Annotated in this window: 16 protein-coding genes; 8 read left to right on the forward strand and 8 right to left on the reverse strand. The window is 71.2% G+C overall.

The window, feature by feature from the left end:
- The first annotated feature begins 396 nt into the window (after window positions 1–396).
- Entirely contained in the window at window positions 397–1,335 is a 939-nt protein-coding gene (locus ACH4S7_RS07680; RefSeq protein WP_398520210.1) for an ABC transporter ATP-binding protein, read from the forward strand.
- The gene (locus tag ACH4S7_RS07685) at window positions 1,322–2,245 is read left to right on the forward strand and encodes an ABC transporter permease (protein ID WP_398520211.1); all 924 of its coding nucleotides are present in this window, start codon (window positions 1,322–1,324) and stop codon (window positions 2,243–2,245) included. The genes ACH4S7_RS07680 and ACH4S7_RS07685 overlap by 14 nt, the downstream gene beginning before the upstream one ends.
- A 263-nt stretch (window positions 2,246–2,508) precedes the next feature.
- On the opposite strand, the gene ACH4S7_RS07690 is transcribed toward ACH4S7_RS07685, so the two are convergent.
- On the reverse strand, window positions 2,509–3,819 hold the full coding sequence (locus tag ACH4S7_RS07690) for a M28 family metallopeptidase (protein WP_398520212.1): 1,311 nt from the start codon (window positions 3,817–3,819) through the stop codon (window positions 2,509–2,511).
- Window positions 3,820–4,190: 371 nt separating this feature from the next.
- A complete protein-coding gene (locus ACH4S7_RS07695; protein WP_398520213.1) occupies window positions 4,191–4,640 on the reverse strand; it encodes a VOC family protein in 450 nt (149 codons plus the stop codon).
- Between the two features lie 21 nt (window positions 4,641–4,661).
- Here ACH4S7_RS07695 and ACH4S7_RS07700 point away from each other — a divergent pair, with 21 nt between their 5' ends.
- A complete protein-coding gene (locus tag ACH4S7_RS07700; protein ID WP_398520214.1) occupies window positions 4,662–5,375 on the forward strand; it encodes a CGNR zinc finger domain-containing protein in 714 nt (237 codons plus the stop codon).
- A gap of 106 nt (window positions 5,376–5,481) precedes the next feature.
- On the opposite strand, the gene ACH4S7_RS07705 is transcribed toward ACH4S7_RS07700, so the two are convergent.
- Window positions 5,482–5,937: a winged helix-turn-helix transcriptional regulator gene (locus ACH4S7_RS07705; protein WP_398520215.1), complete on the reverse strand. Its 456-nt coding sequence runs from the start codon at window positions 5,935–5,937 to the stop codon at window positions 5,482–5,484.
- Between the two features lie 188 nt (window positions 5,938–6,125).
- Between ACH4S7_RS07705 and ACH4S7_RS07710 the strand changes: the two genes are divergently transcribed.
- Complete coding sequence (locus ACH4S7_RS07710; protein WP_398520216.1) at window positions 6,126–7,592, forward strand: MFS transporter; 1,467 nt, start codon at window positions 6,126–6,128, stop codon at window positions 7,590–7,592.
- 49 nt (window positions 7,593–7,641) lie between these two features.
- Here ACH4S7_RS07710 and rarD read toward each other — a convergent pair whose 3' ends face one another.
- Window positions 7,642–8,715, reverse strand: coding sequence for an EamA family transporter RarD (rarD, locus tag ACH4S7_RS07715; RefSeq protein ID WP_398520217.1), 1,074 nt, complete (start codon window positions 8,713–8,715; stop codon window positions 7,642–7,644).
- 295 nt (window positions 8,716–9,010) lie between these two features.
- Here rarD and ACH4S7_RS07720 point away from each other — a divergent pair, with 295 nt between their 5' ends.
- Genes ACH4S7_RS07720 through ACH4S7_RS07735 form a run of 4 tightly spaced genes read left to right on the forward strand, consistent with a single transcriptional unit; the run spans window position 9,011 to window position 14,480 of the window.
- Window positions 9,011–9,850: a hypothetical protein gene (locus ACH4S7_RS07720; RefSeq protein ID WP_398520218.1), complete on the forward strand. Its 840-nt coding sequence runs from the start codon at window positions 9,011–9,013 to the stop codon at window positions 9,848–9,850.
- Entirely contained in the window at window positions 9,847–12,063 is a 2,217-nt protein-coding gene (locus ACH4S7_RS07725; protein WP_398520219.1) for a bifunctional serine/threonine-protein kinase/ABC transporter substrate-binding protein, read from the forward strand. Before ACH4S7_RS07720 ends, ACH4S7_RS07725 begins: the two co-directional genes overlap by 4 nt.
- A gap of 3 nt (window positions 12,064–12,066) precedes the next feature.
- Window positions 12,067–12,357, forward strand: a complete 291-nt coding sequence (locus ACH4S7_RS07730; RefSeq protein ID WP_398520220.1) for a hypothetical protein — start codon at window positions 12,067–12,069, stop codon at window positions 12,355–12,357.
- Window positions 12,345–14,480, forward strand: coding sequence for a bifunctional serine/threonine-protein kinase/ABC transporter substrate-binding protein (locus ACH4S7_RS07735; protein WP_398520221.1), 2,136 nt, complete (start codon window positions 12,345–12,347; stop codon window positions 14,478–14,480). The genes ACH4S7_RS07730 and ACH4S7_RS07735 overlap by 13 nt, the downstream gene beginning before the upstream one ends.
- 157 nt (window positions 14,481–14,637) lie before the next feature.
- Here the strand turns inward: ACH4S7_RS07735 and ACH4S7_RS07740 are convergent, their stop codons facing one another.
- From ACH4S7_RS07740 to ACH4S7_RS07755, 4 genes are all read right to left on the reverse strand, one after another.
- Window positions 14,638–15,699 carry a 2-oxoacid:ferredoxin oxidoreductase subunit beta gene (locus ACH4S7_RS07740; RefSeq protein WP_398520222.1) on the reverse strand — a complete coding sequence of 354 codons (1,062 nt, stop codon included), beginning with the start codon at window positions 15,697–15,699 and terminating at the stop codon, window positions 14,638–14,640.
- A complete protein-coding gene (locus ACH4S7_RS07745; protein WP_398520223.1) occupies window positions 15,692–17,698 on the reverse strand; it encodes a 2-oxoacid:acceptor oxidoreductase subunit alpha in 2,007 nt (668 codons plus the stop codon). The genes ACH4S7_RS07740 and ACH4S7_RS07745 overlap by 8 nt, the downstream gene beginning before the upstream one ends.
- A 249-nt stretch (window positions 17,699–17,947) precedes the next feature.
- Window positions 17,948–18,607: a response regulator gene (locus tag ACH4S7_RS07750; RefSeq protein ID WP_398520696.1), complete on the reverse strand. Its 660-nt coding sequence runs from the start codon at window positions 18,605–18,607 to the stop codon at window positions 17,948–17,950.
- Window positions 18,608–19,145: 538 nt separating this feature from the next.
- Window positions 19,146–20,477 (reverse strand): sensor histidine kinase, encoded by a 1,332-nt coding sequence (locus ACH4S7_RS07755; RefSeq protein WP_398520697.1) that lies wholly within the window; start codon window positions 20,475–20,477, stop codon window positions 19,146–19,148.
- Window positions 20,478–20,484: the final 7 nt, after the last annotated feature.

Raw genomic sequence — 20,484 nt, forward strand, 5'->3', positions numbered from 1 at the left:
GCCGGACCCCGGGGGCAGGCGACCAGAGTGTGTACGGACGCCGGCATCTGGGCCCGTACGGACAGGCGACCCCGGCCAGTACAGGGGTACGGGTAGGGGTAAGGGGACGAGAACAGAGCCGGTGCCCGGTGCCGAAGCCGGAGCCGGTAGGACGGCGGCGGTCCGATCGGTGCCCACGGTCCCAGCCGGGGGCCGGTCGGCCGCCGGACTTCCAGCCACGGATCTCGGGCCACGGATCTCGGGCCACGCACTTGTGGCCACGCACTTGTGGTGACGCACCTGTGGTGACGGACTTGTGGTGACGGACTTCGGGCGCCGCCGACCGCCCCGCCGTACGCTCCGTACGGCGGGGCGGAAGGCTGAGCACAGCAGAGCGTACGGAACGGGGGAACCGGCATGACAGCCGTGATCGAGACGCGTGGTCTCACCAAGCGGTACCGCGGCGGTCAGCTCGCGGTGGATGGGCTCGATCTCACCGTGCCCGCGGGCAGTGTCTTCGGATTCCTCGGCCCCAATGGATCGGGCAAGACGACCACCATCCGCGTGCTGATGGGCCTGATCGAACCCACGGCGGGCAGCGCCACGGTCCTCGGCGAGCGGATGCCGCGTGCGGCCCGTACCGTACTGCCGCAGGTCGGAGCCCTCATCGAGGGGCCCGCGCTCTACGGATTCCTGAGCGGCCGGGACAATCTCATCCGGTACGACTCCGCCGATCCGACCGCCGACCCCCGCACCCGTCGGACCCGGGTCGCCGGTGCGCTCGACCGGGTCGGGCTGACCTCGGCGGCCGGCAAGAAGGCGAAGGCGTACTCACTGGGGATGAAGCAGCGCCTCGGTCTCGCGGCGGCACTGCTCCAGCCGCGCCGGCTGCTCGTCCTGGACGAGCCGACCAACGGCCTCGATCCGCAGGGTATGCGGGAGATCCGCTCCCTGGTCCGCGAGCTGGCGGCGGACGGCACGACCGTCTTCCTCTCCTCCCATCTCCTCGACGAGATCGAACAGGTCTGCACCCATGCGGCGGTGATGAACCGGGGGAGGCTGCTCACGCAGGGCTCGGTGGCCGATCTCGCGGCCGGGAGCCGGGGGAGGCTGACGGTCCTCACCCCCGACACCGCCGACGCGGCCCGGCTGCTGAAGGAGCTGGGCGTGACGGAGGTGCGCGTCGATGACGACCGGGTGACGGGCGATCCGCCGGGGGCGGACACGGAGTTGGCGGACGTCAATGCCGCGCTGGTCAAGGGCGGCGTACGGGTCCGGGGGTTCGGCGTCGAGCGGGCATCGCTGGAGGACGCGTTCGTCGCACTGACGGGGGAGGGTTTCGATGTCGCGGGCTGAAGTCGTCACGGAGCCGCGTGGTGAGCGGCCGGGGGAGCCGGTAGGTGGCCACCCGGGCGAGCCGCGGGCCGGCCGGGCGTGGTGGACGCTCGGGCTCTTCCGCTCCGAGCTGGTCATCACCCTGCGCCGCTGGCGGACGCTGGCGCTGTTGGGGGTGTTGGCGGCCGTCCCCATACTGATCGGCATCGCCGTGAAGATCGAGACCGGCGACGGCGGATCGGCGGGTGGCGGCGGCGAGGGGCCCGCCTTCATCAGCCAGATCACCAACAACGGCCTCTTCCTGGTCTTCGCCGCGCTCGCCGCGACCCTCCCCGTCTTTCTGCCGATGGCGGTCGGGGTGGTCGCCGGTGACGCCATCGCCGGCGAGGCGAACGCGGGCACCCTGCGCTATCTGCTGGTCGCCCCGGCCGGCCGGACCCGGCTGCTGCTCGCCAAGTACGCCGCGACGCTCGCCTTCTGTCTGATCGCGACCCTGGTGGTGGCGGTGTCCGCCCTCGCGGTGGGGGCGCTGCTCTTCCCGCTGGGAGACGTCACGACGATCTCCGGCACCACGATCTCGTTCGGGGAGGGGCTGCTGCGGGCCGGTCTCGTCGCGGTCGTCGTCGCGGCCTCGCTCGCCGGGATCGCGGCGCTGGGGCTGTTCGTCTCCACGCTCACCGGCAGCGGTGTCGCGGCGATGGCGACCACGGTCGGGCTGCTGATCACCGTGCAGATCCTGGGCACGATTCCGCAGCTTGAGGCGGTCCATCCGTATCTCTTCCCGCACTACTGGATGTCGTTCTCGGATCTGATGCGGGAGCCGCTGTACTGGGACGAGGTGCGGAAGAACCTCGGACTCCAGGCGCTGTACGTGGCGGTCTTCGGGTCGGCGGCGTGGGCGCGCTTCACGGCGAAGGACATCACCGCCTGAGCGGGGCGACGCCCGACCGGGGTTTCGCCTGACCGGGGCGTTGCGCGCCCCGCCGTGTCTGCGCGTCGAGCTGTACGGCGGTCTCTGTACGCGTCCTGCCGTACGGCGGCGTCCGCGTGTCGTGCCGTACGACGGTTTCGCCCGTCGTGCGGCACGGCGGGCGGTGCCCGCGCCCGTCGCGCCGTACGCCCGAGCGAGCCGCATGTGTGTGCGGTGGGGGCACACACATGCGGCCGGTGGGGGGCGGCGGTTGGTCCGTGGGATCAGAAGGTGAGCTTCCAGCTATCGATGAAGCCCGTGTCCTGCGGGCCGACATCCTGGACGCGCAGCTTCCAGGCGCCGTTCGCGGGCTCGCTGGACGCGTTCACGGTGTAGGTGGCGATGACGTTGTCGGCCTGGTCGTTGCTGGAGTTCTTCAGCCGGTACGCGCTCCCGTCGGGCGCCACCAGATCGACGACGAGGTCGCCGCGCCAGGTGTGTTTGATGTCCACCCCGACGGAGAGGGCGGCCGGGGCGTTTCCGGTGCGGCCCGAGACGTTCACGGTGGAGGTGACGGCCGCGCCGTTGTCCGGGATCGCGACGTCGGCGACGTTCTCGTAGACATCGCCGGGCGGCGTGGTCGTACCGGTGGCCAGCGTCCAGATCGCGTGGGCGATGGCGTCGCTGTTGCGGTCCAGCGCGGTGTCGTTGATGTTCGCCGTGGTGTCGCACGACGAGTGGTAGCAGCGGTCGAACGCCTGACCGGCGGTGCCGCCCCACTTCTGGACCTGCGCGGCGGTCTTCGTACGACCCGCCCCGGTGAACAGACCGCCGACCGCTATGCCCACGTTCTTGAAGGAGGCGTGGTCGGAGCGTCCGTCGCCCTCGGTCTCGATCTCGGTGGCGACGCCGAGGCCCGCGAAGTAGTCCTTGAAGACCTTCTCCAGCGCCACATTGTCGTCGTAGACGAAGTAGCCGGGGTTCGGGGAGCCGATCATGTCGAAGTTGAGGTAGCCGGAGACCTTGGCGCGCTCGGCGGCGGGCAGATTGGCGACGTAGTACCTCGACCCGACCAGACCCAGTTCCTCCGCGCCCCACCAGGCGAAGCGCAGGTGCTTGGTGGGCTGGAGCTGGGCGCGGGAGACGGCGAGCGCGGTTTCGAGGACGCCCGCGGAGCCCGAGCCGTTGTCGTTGATACCCGCGCCGGAGGTGACGGAGTCGAGGTGGGCGCCGGCCATGAGGACCTGGTTGGGGTCGCCGCCCGGCCAGTCGGCGATCAGGTTGTAGCCGACGGCGCCGCTGGTCGTGAACTGCTGCACGGTCGTGATGAATCCGGCGGCGTCCAGCTTGGCCTTGAGGTAGTTGACGGAGGCCAGGTAGCCGGGGCGGCCGTGGGCGCGGTTGCCGCCGTTGGCGGTGGCGATCGACTGGAGTTGCGTGAGGTGTGCCTTGACATTGGCGAGCGGTATGTCCGGTGCGGCGACGGCCTGGGGCGTGGATATGGAGGCGTTGGCCGCCGGGGCGACGGGGGCGAGCAGCCCGGCCAGGGCTATGACGGCCGCCGCGGCGGTGCGTCTGGGGAAGGAGAGCGTCATGTGGGGGCTCCGGATTCCGTACGGGGACAGGACGGAACGTGCGAGCGCCCTGGAATGGCGGGTTCCAGGGCGTTGGAGCGGTGGCGCTGTGCTGTGGGACGGGTGGGGCGCGGTGTACGGGGGCACCGAGGGCTCGGTGCGTCCTGAGAGTTCAGCGAGAGTTCGATGGACCGTCAAGGGCGGAATCCGGTCACCCATGTTCGGATAAAGAACATTCGCCGGTCGTCGCATGGCCAAGCTCCCGTCGCCCTTCGTCCACGATGGCGAGGTGAAGGGGCCGGGGGCGGGACCGGCGCGCGGTGCGGTTCACCCACGGCCTGCCGGGCGGGCCGCTGGCCGGAGGGAGGCTCTTACGCGTCGGTCCCGAAGGGTCACGCCACGCAGAATTCGCCGCCTTCCGGGTCGGCCATCACGGTCCAACTGCCCATCGGCTGGTCCTGCCGGTCCAGTACGGTCGCTCCCAGCCCCACCAGCCGCTCGACCTCCGCCTCCCGGCGCTCCGCGCCCACATGCAGATCGAGGTGGAGCCGGTTCTTGACGGTCTTGGGCTCGGGGACCCGCTGGAAGAGCAGCCGACGGCCGAGCCCCACCCCCTGCTCCGGGTCGACGGGGTCGTCCGGATGCCGGACGGCAGCGAAATCCCGCCAAGCGTCACGGCCGTGTGCCTGAACCGTCGAACCGTCCGGCAACTGCCCGTATCCGCGCAGACGTCCGATGAGGGCGCTGTGGTCCTCCACCTCGTAACCGAGCGCCTCGGCCCAGAAGTCGGCCTGTGCGAGCGGGTCCATGGAGTCGATGCAGAGCTTCCAATGCAAGGTCATGAAACTGGTTATAGTGGTTACATGAGCGAGTCTGCAAGAGGACTTACCCTGCGCGCGTCGGATGGGCGCCCCTATCGATTCGACCCCGGGGCGCTCTGCCTTGAACTGCTGGTCACCGGTGGCCCCGGCCCGCTGGCGCGGTTCGAAGTGCTGCACGCGCCCGCGGATCTGGTGCGCTGGGCGGGGGAGAGCAGACTGCCGGCCGGACTCGAACCGATCGTGTCGGACCGCGAGGTGACGGGCGCGCGGGTCCTCCGGGACGCCCTGCACCGGTTGGCCGTCGCCCGGGCGCGCGGCCGGGTGCTGCCGTCCGCCGATCTGATCGTGGTCAGCCATGCGGCCGCGCACCCTCCGCCGGCGCCCCGATTCACCGCCGGGGGTGAGCGCGGCTGGGTCCCCGGCGCCAGCGGTGCGCAGTTGCTGTCGGCGGTGGCGCGCGACGCGGTGGAGCTGTTCACCGGACCGTATGCGTACCGCGTCCGCGCATGCGGTTCGGACGACTGCGCCCTGCTGTTCGTCGACACCTCCCGGCCGGGCCGGCGCCGCTGGTGCGCGATGGAGCGTTGCGGCAACCGTCACAAGGTGCGGGCGCACCGTGCGCGCCGGCCGGAGGCCGAGGCAGCAGCGGCGGCGGTGCGGCCGGTGACGGAGCCCGGAGCCCGGAGCCCGGTGACGGAGCCTGAGCCGGAGCCCGTGGACGGAGCCTGGCAACCGGAGCCCGTGGAGAGAGCCTGACCCGGGAGTGCCCGCGCTCCTGGCCGCTCGGGGAGGGCCCGGCTCCTGGCTCAGGCGGGCCCCGGGTCCCTGGCGCGGGACGGGCCTGACGCGGGACGGGCCCGGCTCAGGTGGTGCTCGGCTCCTGGGCGTCGGCCATCCTGGTGTCGTACGCCGCCCGCGCCGTGGCGATCTCGTTCTGATGCCGCTCGGTCCAGGTGACCAGGGAGCGGATGGTGGTGTGCAGGGTGCAGCCGAGCGCGGTGAGCGCGTAATCGACCCGGGGCGGCACGACCGGGTGCACCGTACGGCTGACGAGCCCGTCGCGCTCTAGCTGGCGCAGGGTGACCGTCAGCATCCGCTGGCTGATGCCGTCGATCTCCCGGCGCAACTCGGTGAAGCGCAGGACACGGCTGTCCAGCAGGGCGATGACCAGCAGCGACCACTTGTCCCCGACCCGGTCGAGGATCTGCCGGACCTCGCAGTCCTCCCGGGTGTCCCACTGGAACGGGTCGGGATCGCCGCTGTCGTCGAAGTCGGTCACCGCGGAGTGCCTCGGTGACTTCAAAGTGCCTTCTTCCATGGAACGCCATGCTGCCGGAGGATCGAGTCGGTTACAAGAGATAACCGACCCCCTGCGCGGTAACCGTTCCTCGCGCGTATCCGCACCTCCTGCGGTGATCCAGTCCTCTCCCGGTGATCAGTCCTCGCGCGGCGATCGGCCCCTGCGCCGTAGCCGGCCCTCCCCTTCCCCCTGCGGAGCCCTCTGCCATGTCTGCCCCGTCCACCCCGCCCGCGGCGCCTACCTCCTCGTCCCTTTCGGGACGGGCCTGGGCCCTCCTGCTCGTCCTCTGCGGCGCGATATTCCTGGAGGGCGTCGACATCGCGATGCTCGCCATCGCCATCCCCACCATCCGCGCCGAACTGGGGCTTTCGACCGGCACCGCCGCATGGGTGGTCAGTGGGTACGTCCTCGGCTACGCGGGCTTCACCCTGCTCGGCGGCCGGGCCGCCGACCTGCTCGGCCGTCGCCGGATGTTCCTGGCGTGGCTCATCGTCTTCATCGTCTTCTCCGCGCTGGGCGGCTTCGCCACCGAGGGCTGGATGCTGGTCGTCTCCCGCTTCGTGACGGGCGTGGCGTCGGCGTTCATGACCCCGGCGTCGATGTCGATCATCACCACGTCGTACGAGGAGGGCCCCCGGCGCAACAAGGCACTACTGATCTTCGCCGGAACCGGGGCCGGTGGCTTCTCCCTCGGACTGGTCATCGGCGGACTGCTCACCCAGTTCGGCTGGCGCTGGGTCTTCTTCGCGCCGGTACTGCTGGCCGGGCTGATCCTGATCGCCGCGCACCGGCTGATCCCGAAGCAGCAGCTCCCCGTGCGGGAGGGCGGCTTCGACCTCGCGGGTGCGGCGTCGGCGGCCGGCGCGATGCTGCTGCTGACCTACGGCATCGTACGGCTGGAGCACGGTCTGGACGGCTGGGCGGTCACCGTCGCCGCCGTCGGTGGCGGGCTGCTGCTCATCGGCCTCTTCGTCGGTATCGAACGGCGATCCCCCGCACCGCTGGTCCGGCTGGGCCTGCTGCGCCGGGGCCAACTGGTCCGGGCGGACCTGGGGGCGCTGCTCTTCCTGGGCGCGTTCATGGGCTTCCAGTTCATGGTGACCCTCTACCTCCAGGAGTTCCGCGACTGGTCCTCGCTGAAGACGTCCTTCGCCCTGCTGCTGACGGGTCTGGACGTGCTCCTCGCGCCGACGGTCACCCCGTACCTGGTGAACCGATTCGGCTATGGGCGGGTCATCCTCAGCGGGTTCGTCATGGCGGCGGTGGGGTATCTGCTGTTCCTGCCGGTCGGCGGCGACTGGTCGTACCTGGCGATGATGCCGACGCTGGCACTCACGGGCACGGCGTTCGCCCTCGCGTACGGGCCGCTGACGATCGCCGCGACGGACGGGGTGGCCCCCGGGGAACAGGGGCTGGCGGGCGGACTGCTACAGACGGCGACACAGTTCGGCGCGGCAGTGGGGGTGTCCTCGGTGACGGCGGTGTACGGGCTGATGGGGTCGGACCTCGGCGCGTTCCGGGCGGCACTGGTGGTGCCGGTGGTCATGGCACTCGTGGGCATCGCCCTCGCACTCCCGGGTGCCCGCCCCTTCGGAGGGCGGGGCCCGCGCTCCTCAACTACTGGTGGTGGGAAGGAGCTCGCGGGGCAGGTCGGGGTCGCCTCCCAGCCGTAACTGTGGTCGGGGCTGTGGCCGGGGTCGGGGTGAGGGGTGCTCCGGCCCCTCAAGACCCAGGCTTCACCGAAGCCGAAGCCGAAGCCGAAGCCGTCTGAGCCGCAGCCGCAGCCGCAGCCGCAGTAGCCGAAGCCGAAGCCGGAGCCGTCTGAGCCGCCGCCGCAGCAGCAGCGGAAGCCGGTGCCGGTGCAGACGTCGGCGTCGGCGTCGGTGTCTGCGCCGCGGCAGCCCGTACCCGCGCTTGCCGACCCGCCCTCAGCGCGTCCCACGTCAGGCACGTCAACGCCAGCCACACCAGCGCGAACCCGGCCCACCGCTCGGCCGGCATCGCCTCGCGGAAGTAGACGACCCCGAGCAGGAACTGGGACACCGGCGCCAGGTATTGGAGCAGCCCCAGCGTCGACAGCGGCACCCTGATCGCCGCCGCGCCGAAGCAGACCAGCGGTACCGCCGTCACCAGCCCGGTGGCGGCCAGCAGCGCCGCGTGGCCCAGCCCCTCCGTACCGAAGCTCGCCTCCCCCCGTACCCCCAGCCAGAGCAGGAACCCCACCGCGGGCAGGAAGAGGATCGCGGTCTCCGCCGCGACCGACTCCACTCCACCGAGGTTGACCTTCTTCTTCGCGAGGCCGTACGTCGCGAACGAGAACGCCAGCGTCAGCGAGACCCACGGCGGCTCCCCGTACCCGATCGCCAGCACCAGCACCGCGGCGAGCCCCGTGCCGACGGCCACCCACTGCGCGGGCCGCAGCCGTTCCTTCAGGAGTAGGACGCCCATGGCGATGGTGACGAGGGGGTTGATGAAGTAGCCGAGGGACGCCTCCACGACGCGGCCGGAGTTGACGGCCCAGATGTAGAAACCCCAGTTGATGGTGATGACGACCGCGGCGACGGTTATCAGCGCCAGCTTCCGGGGGCTGCGTATCAGCTCCCGTATCCAGCGCCACCGCTTCAGCGCGAGCAGCGCGATCCCGACGGCCACCAGCGACCAGGCCATCCGGTGCGCCAGGATCTCGGTCGCGCCGGCGGGTTTGAGGAGGGGCCAGAAGAGGGGGACCAGGCCCCACATCCCGTACGCACCGATTCCGTACAGCAATCCGGTCCGATACTCGCCGTCCGACTTCACTGGCCCTCCCCGCCCCGCGCGCGTCACACCGCCGAAGGTACGGACGGTACGCGCCGGCCGCCCGAACTGTCATGTCCGTATCGACAGACGGTCATGACGCCCGCGACGCCCGCCCGCGATGGCCGCGACGCCCGCCCAGAGCAGCCCGCCCGCGATGGCCCTGACGCCCGCCCGCGATGTCCTGGCTGGCAGAGGTGCCCAATCGCCAAGAAGCTGGGCCTGATTGTCGGTGTGGGGTCGTACGATCGTCGCGATAGCGGGTGAACGTGCGGTTGAACGTGTGGTTGGGGGACCCATGTTGTACGGAAGAGTGGTGCGTGCCGTCTGTTGCGCGGTGGCGTGCGGGCTGCTCTGGACGGGCTGTTCGGGCGCGTCGGCGGGCGGTCCGGACGGCCGTGACGGCGGGAGCGAGCCACCGCGGAGACCGTCCGCCGGGGGGACCGAATCGGGCGGGCCCGGTCCGAAACCGTCCGGCAGCTCCGCCCCGGCGGCCTTCGTCCCCGATCCGGCGCGCATCCCCCGGACGGCCGCCGCCGCCGCGAAGCTGGTCGACGCCGTCCTCGCGGGCCCCGAGCTGTGGGGCCCGGGGTATGTCAGGCGCACCCCGTTCCTGAGCGCCCCGGGGTATTGGCCGGTCCTCGACGAGAAGTGCGTCTGGCAGAGCGGTAGCCGCCCCTCCGACGTGCTCCACACCCGCACCTCCTACAGCGAGCTACCGGCCGCCGCCGGCAAGGGCCCGATCCGGGTCGCCGCCACCGTCACCGTCCACCGCACCGGCCCGGACGCCGAGTGGGAGATGGCGGAGACGCTGGAGGAGGCGCTCCGCTGCCCGGGGCAGAAGCTGCGCGACGGCGAGCGCATCAGCGGCCTGCTGTCGATCGGTAGGGTGTTCGGCTCCGGGGGCAACTTCACCGCCGAGGACTCCATCGGCGAGCTGGGCAGGTACCACAACGACGCCTTCGGGAAGGCCGCCTATGAATACGCCTGGTACCAGTCCCGGATAGGCCAAGTCACCATCGCCACCGTCACCAAGGGCGCCAAGGGCCATTCGGAGGACGAGATCAACAACGCCCGTGCTGAAGCCATGACCGGCATGGTGGTCCGGGCCGAGAAGCAGTTGGAGGCCGCCGAATGAGCCCCACCGCGCAGCCTCCGGGCGCGTCCGGCGCGGGGCCCGGTTCCGTGGCGCGGCTGCTGCCCACCGACCCGTCGTCGATCGCGGGCTACCGGCTGCTCGGCCGGCTCGGCGCGGGCGGCATGGGCGTCGTCTATCTGGGCCGTACGGAGACGGGCGAGCTGGCCGCCGTCAAGGTCACCCACACCGACCGGGACGACGCCGACTTCCGGGCCCGCTTCCGGCGCGAGGTGACGGCCGCGCGGCGGGTCACCAGCCCCTGGGCGGTGCCCGTCACCGCCGCCGACCCGGACGCCCCCGAACCATGGCTGGCCACGGCCTTCGTCCCCGGGCCCTCGCTCGCGGAGGCCGTCGCCGCCCACGGCCCGCTGCCCACCCGCAGCGTGCGCGTCCTGGGGGTGGCGCTCGCCGCGGCGCTCGCCGCGGTCCACCGGGCCGGACTGGTCCACCGGGACGTCAAGCCGGGCAATGTGCTGCTCGCCGTGGACGGCCCCCGGCTGATCGACTTCGGTATCGCGCGGACCACCGAAGAGACGGCGCTCACCGCCACCGACATGGTGGTCGGCACCCCCGGATTCCTCGCCCCCGAACAGGCCGAGGCGCGCGGCGCCGAGATCGGCCCGCCGAGCGATGTCTTCGCCCTCGGCTGTCTGCTCGCCTACGCGGTCACCGGCCGGCTGCCCTTCGGCCGGGGCGCGGTGGACGCCCTGCTCTACCGGACGGTCCACGACGAGCCCGATCTCACTGGTATCGACGGCGCGCTGGCGGCCGTGCTGGGGGAGTGCCTGGCCAAGGCGCCGGGGCGGCGGCCCACGGCCGACGAGGTCGCCGCGCGGCTGGCCGAGGACACCCCCGGCGCAGGCGCGGACTGGCTGCCGCCGGACGTCGTACGGATCATCGCCGAGCGTTCGGCGCGGATGCTGGCCCTGCCCGACATCGAGCCCACCCGGATCGGGGAGACGGCGGAGCCGACGCCGCGCGGCCGGCGGGCGTTCCTGCTCGCCTCGGGCGGTGCGGTGCTCGCGGCGGGCGGCGGCGGGGTCGCCCTCTGGGCGGGTCGCCGGGGCGGGGACGAATCCACCACGGGCGCACCGCGCGGGCGCCGCTGGATCATCGGCGTACAGGCGGATCTGACCGGTCCGCAGCGGCACATCGGGATCGAGCAGGAGCGGGGGGCCCGGCTCGCGGTCGAGGCGTTCAACGACCGTGTGGGCAACGCCTTCACCCTCGAACTGAAGACGGCGGACGACGCCGGGAACACCACCAGGGCGTCCGCTGCCGCCCGGTCGCTCACCGGCGACCGTGACGTGCTCGCCGTCCTCGGCTCGACCGGCGACTACACCACCGAGTCGGCCCTGCCCGTGTACGACGAGGCGTTGCTGCCGCTGATGTCCGACTCGGCCGGACTGAACACCCTGACCACGGGCCAGAACCGCGTCTTCACCCGGGCCTGCCCCACTCATGCCGTCGCCGCGCTCCAGCTCTCCTACGTCCTCCAGATGTACTACCGCCATCTGAAGAGGGCGAGCGCCCGCCCGGGGCTGCTCCAGGACCGCACCGACGACAACTACGCCTGGCAGTACATCGCGATGACGAACCACGCCCTGCGGGTCAACTACGGTCACCGCACGCATCCGAGGGTCGTTCCCGCCTCCGTGCGGTCGTACGACACCGTCATCGGGGAGATGGTCGACGCGGGCATCGACTCCTATGTCCACGGCGGTGGCCCCCGGTCGGCGGCGAAGGCGGCCATCGCGCTGAAGGCCCGGGGCTTCACCGGCCTGACCATCGCCGGCCAGCATGTGCTGAGCCCGGAGTTCCTGAAGCTGGCGGGGGACGCGGCCGAGGGCTGGCTGATCGGGGCGCCGGTCGCGGAGCCGACCCGGGTGGCCACCGCCAAGGGATTCGTGGCCGCCTACCGGAAGAAGTTCGGCACCGGGCCCGGGTTCTACGCGGGCGAGTCCTTCGACTGCGTCAACATGATGATCGAAGAGGTGGTGAAGGGGGCGCGGGGCGGTCGCCGGCCGGCGCGGCAGGATCTCGGCACCGCCCTGCGGCAGAAGAGCTACCAGGGCGTCATGGGCAGCTATCAGTTCCAGCCCAAGGGCGATCTGAAGGGGCTGGGTACCTATCTCTTCAAGGTCGACAAGGGGCGCTTCAGCTATGTGAACGCGGCGCCCACCGACGATCCCGGCCGCCTCGGGAAGGCGTGACCCATGGGCTCACCCGTCGCCAACCTGCGCCCAGTCTCCACCCTGCTCCCCGGGGCCCCGCGCCCTGGCGACCGACCCGCCGTGGCTGCCGTGGCTGCCGTGGCGCGGAGCGAGGCATTCGGCACCGTACGGTGCGAGGCATCGGGTGCCGTGTTCGCCGTACTCGCCGTGTTCGCCCTACTCATGGCGCTTGTGACGCTCATGTCCTCCGTCGCGCTCACGCCTCTCGTCGTGCTCACGTCTCTCGTCGGGTTCGTCGTGCTCGCCGGGGGAGGCGCCGTATGGACCCGCTGACGAGGAGCGACCCGTCGTCGATCGCGGGCTACCGGCTGCTCGGCCGGCTCGGCGCGGGCGGTATGGGCGTCGTCTATCTCGCCCGCTCCGGCCGTGGCGCGCTGGCGGCCCTCAAGGTGATCCGGCGGGAGCACGCGGCCGACCCGGGGTTCCGCGCCCGGTTCCGTCGCGAGACCGAGATCGCCGGCCGGATCACCGGCCGCTGGGTGGTCCGGGTGGTCGGCGCCGACCCGGAGGCGGCCGAACCCTGGCTGGCCACCGAGTTCGTCCCCGGCCCCGCGCTGGCCGAAGCGGTGGCGGCGCACGGCCCGCTGCCCGCACGCACGGTCCGGGCGCTGGGAGGCAGGCTCGCCGAGGCGCTCGCCGGGACCCATGCGGCCGGTCTGGTCCACCGCGACGTCAAGCCGGGCAATGTGCTGCTCGCGCTGGACGGCCCCCGGCTGATCGACTTCGGTATCGCCCGCTCGGCCGGGGCCACCGCGCTGACGGCGACCGATGTCATGATCGGATCGCCCGGTTATCTCTCGCCGGAACAGGCGAGGGCGGCCGGGGCTGGCACGGTCGGCCCGCCGAGCGACATCTTCTCGCTCGGCTGTGTGCTCGCGTACGCGACGACAGGGCGCCGCCCCTTCGGCACGGGAACGGTCGCCGCGATCGTCTTCCGCACCGTCCACGAGGAACCCGACCTCGACGGAGTACCGCCCGCCCTGCTGGAGCCCATCCGAGCCTGTCTCGCCAAAGACCCGGCTGATCGTCCGTCGGCCCAGGACCTCCGGGGCGCCCTCGGTGACGTCCCCGACGCCGACTGGCTCCCGGCCGGGCTGCCCGCGCTGATCGCGGAACGCTCCTCCCGCGTGCTCGATCTGCCCGTGCCGGAGCCGACCGTGGTGGTTGCCCCGGCCCCTGCGGGAGGGCCCTCGCGCCGCCGGTTCCTCGTGCTCGGCTCGGCGGCCGGAGTGGTCACGGCCGGCGGGGTCACGGCGTGGCTGGCGAACCGCCCCTCCGGCAGTTCGGACGGCACCGGCTCCGGACCGCGCCCCCGCCATGTGATCGGCGTCCAGACCGATCTCAGCGGTCCCGGCGCGGCGGACGGGAAGGCCCAGGAGCGCGGGGCCCGGCTCGCGGTCGAGACCTTCAACGCCCGCCGCGACCGCCCCTTCGACCTCGCGCTGAAGGTGCTGGACGACGCGGGCGACCCGAAGCGGGCCCTGGCGGCGGCCGAGACCTTCGGGGCCGACCGGTCCGTCGTGTCGGTGCTCGGGCCGACCACGACCGCCGTCGCCGCCGCCGTGGCCAAGCAGTACCTCACCGATCTGCTGCCGGTGGCGACCGTCTCGGTCGGCGCCACCCCGTTCGCGATCTCCCGGCGCGGCGCCTACTTCGAACTGCGCCCCGCCGACGATCTGCTGCTCACCCCCGTCACCGCGTACTTCGTCACCAGGCGGACCCGACGGCTCGCTGTCGTGGAGGACCGGGCGGGCGGCGACTTCGCCTGGAGCATGGTGAAGACGCTGCGGGAGTCGGGGGCGGGTCCTGACGGCATGACCTTCCACCAGGTAGCCGCGGAGAGCGCGGACTTCGCCACCGTGACCCGCGCCGCGCTGGCCGGCCGGCCCGACGGGGTGATCTATGCGGGTGTCTCGCCCGCCCGCGCGGCACTGCTCGCCCTGGCCCTGCGCGCGAAGGGCTTCACCGGCCCCCGGGGCGCCGTCGAACCCGTCATGGAGGCGGCGTTCCTCACCGGCGCGGGCGCGGCGGCCGACGGGTGGGTCTTCGGCACCTCGTACGCCGATCCGACGCGGCTGCCGGCCGCGAAGACGTTCACCGCCGCGTACCGGAAGCGGTGGCGTACGACGGAGATCGAGCGGCACGCCGTCGAGGCGTACGACGCCGTCCTCTTCCTCGCCCAGGGCATCCGGGAGCTGGACACCGACCGGGTGGACCGGGGGGCGCTGGTGCGGCGGCTGCGTGAGCTGAGGTACCGGGGGATCGCGACCACCATCACCTTCCGCGACGACACCGGGCTCTTCGACCACAAGGAGGGCGGGCTCTACACCTGGCGGGTGGCGGGTGGCCGGCCGCGCTTCCTGGGCGGCTACAAGTCCGTGACGGCCAAGACCTGACCCGTACCCCCTGCCCCGCCCCCGCCCCCTGGCCCCTGCCCCGCCCCCGTACGCGCACGGGACACCGCGTGTACGGGACACCGCGTGTACGGGGGCCAGGAAAACGCGAGGGCGCCCTCCGCCAGGCGGAAGGCGCCCTCGTACGGTCCCGCGTCGATCAGCCGACGACGGTCCAGGTGTCATTGCCCCCGAGCAGACTGGCGAGGTCTCCCTTGCCGTTCTGCTCGATGGCGGTGTCGAGCTGCTCCGCCATCAGCGTGTCGTACACCGGACGCTCCACACTGCGCAGCACCCCGATCGGGGTGTGGTGCAGGGTGTCCGGGTCGGCCAGCCGGGAGAGCGCGAAGGCCGTGGTGGGCGAGGTGGCGTGGGCGTCGTGGACGAGGATGCGCGACTCGTTCTCCGGGGTGACGTCGACGACCAGCAGATCGCCGGTGGCCGGGTCCCGGACGACGCCCTTGGCGTTCTCCACACCGAAGCGGATCGGCTGACCGTGCTCCAGCCGGATGACCGCCTCCTCCGCCCGCTGCTTGTCCTTGAGGGCTTCGAAGGCGCCGTCGTTGAAGATGTTGCAGTTCTGGTAGATCTCCACCAGAGCCGTGCCCTCGTGGTCGGCGGCCTGGCGCAGCACGCTGGTGAGGTGCTTGCGGTCGGAGTCGACCGTACGGGCCACGAAGGTGGCCTCCGCGCCGATCGCCAGCGACACCGGGTTGAAGGGCGCGTCCAGCGAACCCATCGGCGTCGACTTGGTGATCTTCCCGACCTCCGAGGTCGGGCTGTACTGGCCCTTGGTGAGCCCGTAGATCCGGTTGTTGAAGAGCAGGATCTTGAGGTTCACATTGCGGCGCAGGGCGTGGATCAGGTGGTTGCCGCCGATGGACAGCGCGTCGCCGTCACCGGTGACGACCCAGACGCTCAGATCGCGGCGCGAGGAGGCGAGCCCCGTCGCGATGGCGGGCGCGCGGCCGTGGATGGAGTGCATCCCGTACGTGTTCATGTAGTACGGGAAACGCGAGGAACAGCCGATTCCGGAGACGAAGACGATGTTCTCCTTCGCCAGTCCCAGCTCGGGCATGAACCCCTGGACGGCGGCGAGGATCGCGTAGTCGCCGCAGCCGGGGCACCAGCGCACTTCCTGGTCGGACTTGAAGTCCTTCATGGACTGCTTGGCCTCGGCCTTGGGCACCAGGGAGAGCAAACCGGACACGGTCTCAGTCATTGATGGCCTCCTTGAGAGCCGTGGCGAGCTGCTCGGCCTTGAACGGCATTCCGTTGACCTGGTTGTAGCTGCGCGCGTCGATCAGATACTTCGCCCGGATCAGCATGGCGAGCTGGCCGAGGTTCATCTCGGGCACCACGACCTTCTCGTACCGCCCCAGCACCTCGCCGAGGTTCTTCGGGAAGGGGTTGAGGTGGCGCAGATGGGCCTGGGCGATGGGAACGCTCTCCGCCCGCAGTCTGCGGACGGCCGCGGTGATCGGGCCGTAGGTCGATCCCCAGCCCAGCACCAGCGTCGACGCGCCGTCCGGGTCGTCGACCTCAAGGTCCGGGACCACGACGCCGTCGATCTTCGCCTGGCGGGTGCGGACCATGAACTCGTGGTTGGCGGGGTCGTAGGAGATGTTGCCGGTGCCGTCCTGCTTCTCGATACCGCCGATACGGTGTTCGAGGCCGGGGGTGCCGGGCACGGCCCACGGGCGCGCCAGCGTCTCGGGGTCGCGCTTGTAGGGCCAGAACACCTCGGTGCCGTCGGCCAGCTCGTGGTTGGGCCCGGTGGTGAACCGCACCCGCAGATCGGGCAGCTCGTCCACCTCGGGGATGCGCCAGGGCTCGGAGCCATTGGCCAGATATCCGTCGGAGAGCAGGAAGACGGGGGTCCGGTAGGCGAGGGCGATCCGCGCCGCGTCGATGGCCGCGTCGAAACAGTCGGCGGGCGTACGGGGCGCGACCACCGGAACCGGTGCCTCGCCGTTGCGCCCGTACATCGCCTGGAGGAGGTCGGCCTGCTCGGTCTTGGTCGGCAGACCGGTGGACGGGCCACCGCGCTGGATGTCCACGATCAGCAGCGGCAGCTCCAGGGAGACCGCGAGCCCGATGGTCTCCGATTTGAGCGCCACGCCGGGGCCGGAGGTGGTGGTGACGGCGAGCGCGCCGCCGAACGCCGCCCCCAGGGCCGCCCCGATCCCGGCGATCTCGTCCTCGGCCTGGAAGCTCCGCACACCGAAGTTCTTGTGCTTGGACAGCTCGTGCAGGATGTCGGAGGCCGGGGTGATGGGGTACGAGCCCAGGTAGAGCGGCAGGTCCGCCTGGCGGCTCGCGGCGATCAGCCCGTAGGAGAGGGCCAGATTGCCCGAGATGTTGCGGTAGGTGCCGGTGGGGAACGCCTTGGTGGCGGGGGCGACCTCATAGGAGACCGCGAAGTCCTCGGTCGTCTCGCCGAAGTTCCATCCGGCGCGGAAGGCCGCGATGTTCGCCTCGGCGATCTGCGGCTTCTTGGCGAACTTGGTCCGCAGGAACTTCTCGGTGCCGTCGGTCGGCCGGTGGTACATCCAGCTCAGGAGCCCGAGCGCGAACATGTTCTTGGAGCGCTCGGCCTCCTTCCGGGAGAGCCCGAAGTCCTTGAGCGCCTCGATCGTCAGCGTCGTCAGCGGCACGGGGTGGACGTGGTACGCGTCCAGTGAGCCGTCCTCCAGCGGGGAGGTGTCGTAGCCGACCTTGGCCATGGCGCGCTTGGCGAACTCGTCCGTGTTGACGATGATCTCGCCGCCGCGCGGCACATCGGCGATGTTCGCCTTGAGCGCGGCCGGGTTCATGGCGACCAGGACGTTGGGCGCGTCGCCCGGGGTGAGGATGTCGTGGTCGGCGAAGTGGAGCTGGAAGCTGGAGACGCCGGGGAGGGTGCCGGCAGGGGCCCGGATCTCGGCGGGGAAGTTCGGCAGGGTGGAGAGGTCGTTTCCGAAGGTCGCCGTCTCCGAGGTGAACCGGTCTCCGGTGAGCTGCATACCGTCACCGGAGTCTCCCGCGAACCGGATGATCACCCGGTCCAGTCGGCGGACCTCCTTGGCGCGGGGGCTACCGGTGTCGCCACCGGGCTCGGTGCCGGATTCGACACCGGGTTCGCCGCCGGTGACAATGATCCGCTGTCCACCGACAAGAGCCTCATTGGCCTCGTCCGCCTCGTCGGCATGTTCGGCTGGGCTACTGACCTGGCTGGTCACTGAACTGGACCTCCCTTGAGGCGGCTGCTCGGGCCGGCCGTCCCACAGGCCGTTCCACACGCCACCCTACGTGGGTAAGGGTGGGCTTCCCTGGACCGCTCGTATGATGGACGTCCGTGTGAGACGCCCCAATGTGCTGGTTTGTCATATTTTGACCGTCCCTCCGAGTCCTTCCGCTCAGACGCTCCCCGCTCGTTCTTTGGTTGTAGGACCGCCGTCCGGTTCGACAACTGACGGCGTCTCGGCCGACTAGGACTTGAGGTAGGTCAACACCGCCAGCACGCGCCGGTGATCCCCGTCACTCGGGGAAAGCCCGAGCTTCAGGAAGATGTTGCTCACATGCTTCTCGACGGCGCCGTCACTCACCACCAGCTGCCTGGCGACCGCCGAGTTCGTCCGGCCCTCGGCCATCAGACCGAGGACCTCCCGCTCGCGGGGGGTGAGATTGGCCAGCACGTCCTGCTTGCGGCTCCGGCCCAGCAGCTGAGCCACCACCTCGGGGTCCAGAGCCGTACCGCCTCTGGCCACCCGCACCACGGCGTCCACGAACTCGCGGACCTCCGCCACCCGGTCCTTGAGCAGATAGCCCACTCCCCGGCTGCTGCCCGCCAGCAGCTCGGTGGCGTACTGCTCCTCCACGTACTGGGAGAGGACCAGCACCCCGATATCGGGATGGTCCTTGCGCAGCCGCACCGCGGCCCGGACGCCTTCGTCGGTGTGGGTGGGAGGCATCCGTACGTCGGCGACCACCACATCCGGCAGCGCCTGCTGGGCCGCCAGCTCCCCGATCGTCTTGATCAGGGCTTCCCCGTCACCCACCCCGGCCACCACGTCGTGCCCACGGTCGGTCAGCAGCCGGGTCAGGCCCTCCCGAAGTAGTACCGAATCCTCGGCGATGACGACCCGCACTCTGTCCTTCACTGCCCCGTAGCCCCCAAGTCGATCCTGCGCTGCGCTGTTTCCCCTCAGCATCCCAGTATGCGGAGGTGACTGCGGCCAGCGGGAGGGAACGAGTGCGGATCGGGGGTGTTTCGGCAGGCTTGTGTCGGGGTGTCTTGTTGCCGGCCGGTGTCTGGTGTAGACGACATCCGGACGACATGTGGCCAAGGGATTCCGAGCGATTCCCAGGGAGCCGAGGGGGCTGGGGGAGTGGCGCTCGGAGAACCTCGGCGGCGGTGGGGTGCGGGTGGGGTACGGCTGAGTGGGGTGGGTGGGGTGGGGTGGCGAGGGGGGAGAGAGACGGCTAGGGCGTGTTGCGAAAGTAGCGCCGTCCGCCCGCAGGGCGGGGCCCGCGGCGTCCGGTGCGTGCAATCGCAAGGCGGAGGATCGTCCTCGTACTGGACGTACTTGGGCGACTCCGACAACACAGCGAGTGTGCGTGCCGGGGGTCGTGGGCCAGGCGGGACTTTTGCAACACGCCCTAGGAGCGGAGGGGCCGGCCCGGGGGTCAGGCGCGCCAGGGCAGTTCCGCGGTGATGGTGGTCGGGCCGCCGGTCGGGGAGTCGATGGCGAGGATTCCGTCCACCGCGTCCAGCCGCTCCGTCAGGCCCGCCAGACCACTGCCGGAGGCCAGGTTCGCCCCGCCCTTCCCATCATCGATGACCTGGAGCATCAGCCTGCCGTCGGAGACCCAGACATCCACCGACGCCTTGGTCGCCCGCGCGTGCTTGCTGATGTTCTGGAGCAGTTCGGAGACGGTGAAGTAGGCGATGCCCTCGATCGCGGCGGCGGGCCGTTCCCTGAGATCCACCTCCACGCTCACCGGGACCGCGCAGCGTGAGGCCACGGCGGACAGAGCCGCGTTGAGCCCGCGGTCGGTGAGGATGGCGGGGTGGATGCCCCGGGCGAGGTCCCGCAGCTCCCGGAGGGCGAGCTTGACCTCGCCGTGGGCCTCGTCGACCATGGCCGCCGCCGCGTCCGGGTCCTCCAGCAGCTTCTCCTTCGCGAGACCGAGGTCCATGGCGAGGGCGACCAGTCGGGCCTGGGCGCCGTCGTGGAGGTCGCGCTCGATGCGTCGGAGGTCGGCGGCGGCGGTGTCGACCACGACCCCCCGGTCCGACTCCAGCTCCACGACCCGGGTGGCGAGGCTGGAGGGCCCGAGGAGACCGCTGACCATCAGCCGGTCCACGTAGGCGAAGCCCCGGATCAGCCAGCCCGCCATCAGAACGGTCGCGAGGCCCGCGACCGAGGTCCCGACTATCTCGAAGGGGGTGTCGAGGTAGAAGGCGTCCCCGTGGGAGTTTCCGTAGACCTGGATGCCCGGCTGGTCGAGGTAGGCGGGGAAGGTCCACTTCCAGAGCGGGTAGAGCAGCATGGCCCAGCCGGTGACCCAGCCGGTGAGGGTGATCATGAACGCCGCCACCGCCCACGGGAAGTGCAGCAGCGTGTAGAGCAGGTGCCGCCAGGACGGGCCGCTCTTGAGGACCGCGCCCACCCAGCCCAGCAGCCCGCTCGTTCGGGGGCGGATCGGCTCGGGGTTCTCCACTTCGAGGTGGAGGAACGTACGGGCGCGCATCCGCTCCAGGGCCCCGAAGCCCCGGCAGGCCGCCAGCGCCGCCGCCAGGAGGGGGATGCCGACGAAGGTGATCAGCAGTCCGGCACTGAGCGAGACGGCGGTCACCGAGAAGGTGAAGAGCACGATGCTGATCGGCATGCTCAGCATCAGATAGGCGAACTCGCGCCAGGTACGGACCTCGAACGGCGCGCGCAGAACCGAAGGGATGAGGTGACTCCGGTCCCCATACCGGTCCTGTCGCTTCGGCTGGTGCTCCGTGGCCATCGGCGTC

Origin of the sequence: Streptomyces sp. NPDC020965, assembly GCF_044333555.1 — a bacterium.
In the GTDB taxonomy this organism is placed as follows: domain Bacteria; phylum Actinomycetota; class Actinomycetes; order Streptomycetales; family Streptomycetaceae; genus Streptomyces.

Excerpts from the sequence above, each read along its gene's own strand:
- ACH4S7_RS07695 (WP_398520213.1), bottom strand. The coding sequence starts at position 4,640 with ATGACCTTGCATTGGAAGCTCTGCATCGACTCCATGGACCCGCTCGCA.
- ACH4S7_RS07705 (WP_398520215.1), bottom strand. The coding sequence starts at position 5,937 with ATGGAAGAAGGCACTTTGAAGTCACCGAGGCACTCCGCGGTGACCGAC.
- ACH4S7_RS07740 (WP_398520222.1), bottom strand. The coding sequence starts at position 15,699 with ATGACTGAGACCGTGTCCGGTTTGCTCTCCCTGGTGCCCAAGGCCGAG.
- ACH4S7_RS07690 (WP_398520212.1), bottom strand. The coding sequence starts at position 3,819 with ATGACGCTCTCCTTCCCCAGACGCACCGCCGCGGCGGCCGTCATAGCC.
- ACH4S7_RS07735 (WP_398520221.1), top strand. The coding sequence starts at position 12,345 with ATGGACCCGCTGACGAGGAGCGACCCGTCGTCGATCGCGGGCTACCGG.
- ACH4S7_RS07725 (WP_398520219.1), top strand. The coding sequence starts at position 9,847 with ATGAGCCCCACCGCGCAGCCTCCGGGCGCGTCCGGCGCGGGGCCCGGT.
- ACH4S7_RS07710 (WP_398520216.1), top strand. The coding sequence starts at position 6,126 with ATGTCTGCCCCGTCCACCCCGCCCGCGGCGCCTACCTCCTCGTCCCTT.
- ACH4S7_RS07730 (WP_398520220.1), top strand. The coding sequence starts at position 12,067 with ATGGGCTCACCCGTCGCCAACCTGCGCCCAGTCTCCACCCTGCTCCCC.
- ACH4S7_RS07720 (WP_398520218.1), top strand. The coding sequence starts at position 9,011 with ATGTTGTACGGAAGAGTGGTGCGTGCCGTCTGTTGCGCGGTGGCGTGC.
- ACH4S7_RS07755 (WP_398520697.1), bottom strand. The coding sequence starts at position 20,477 with ATGGCCACGGAGCACCAGCCGAAGCGACAGGACCGGTATGGGGACCGG.
- ACH4S7_RS07685 (WP_398520211.1), top strand. The coding sequence starts at position 1,322 with ATGTCGCGGGCTGAAGTCGTCACGGAGCCGCGTGGTGAGCGGCCGGGG.
- ACH4S7_RS07700 (WP_398520214.1), top strand. The coding sequence starts at position 4,662 with ATGAGCGAGTCTGCAAGAGGACTTACCCTGCGCGCGTCGGATGGGCGC.
- ACH4S7_RS07680 (WP_398520210.1), top strand. The coding sequence starts at position 397 with ATGACAGCCGTGATCGAGACGCGTGGTCTCACCAAGCGGTACCGCGGC.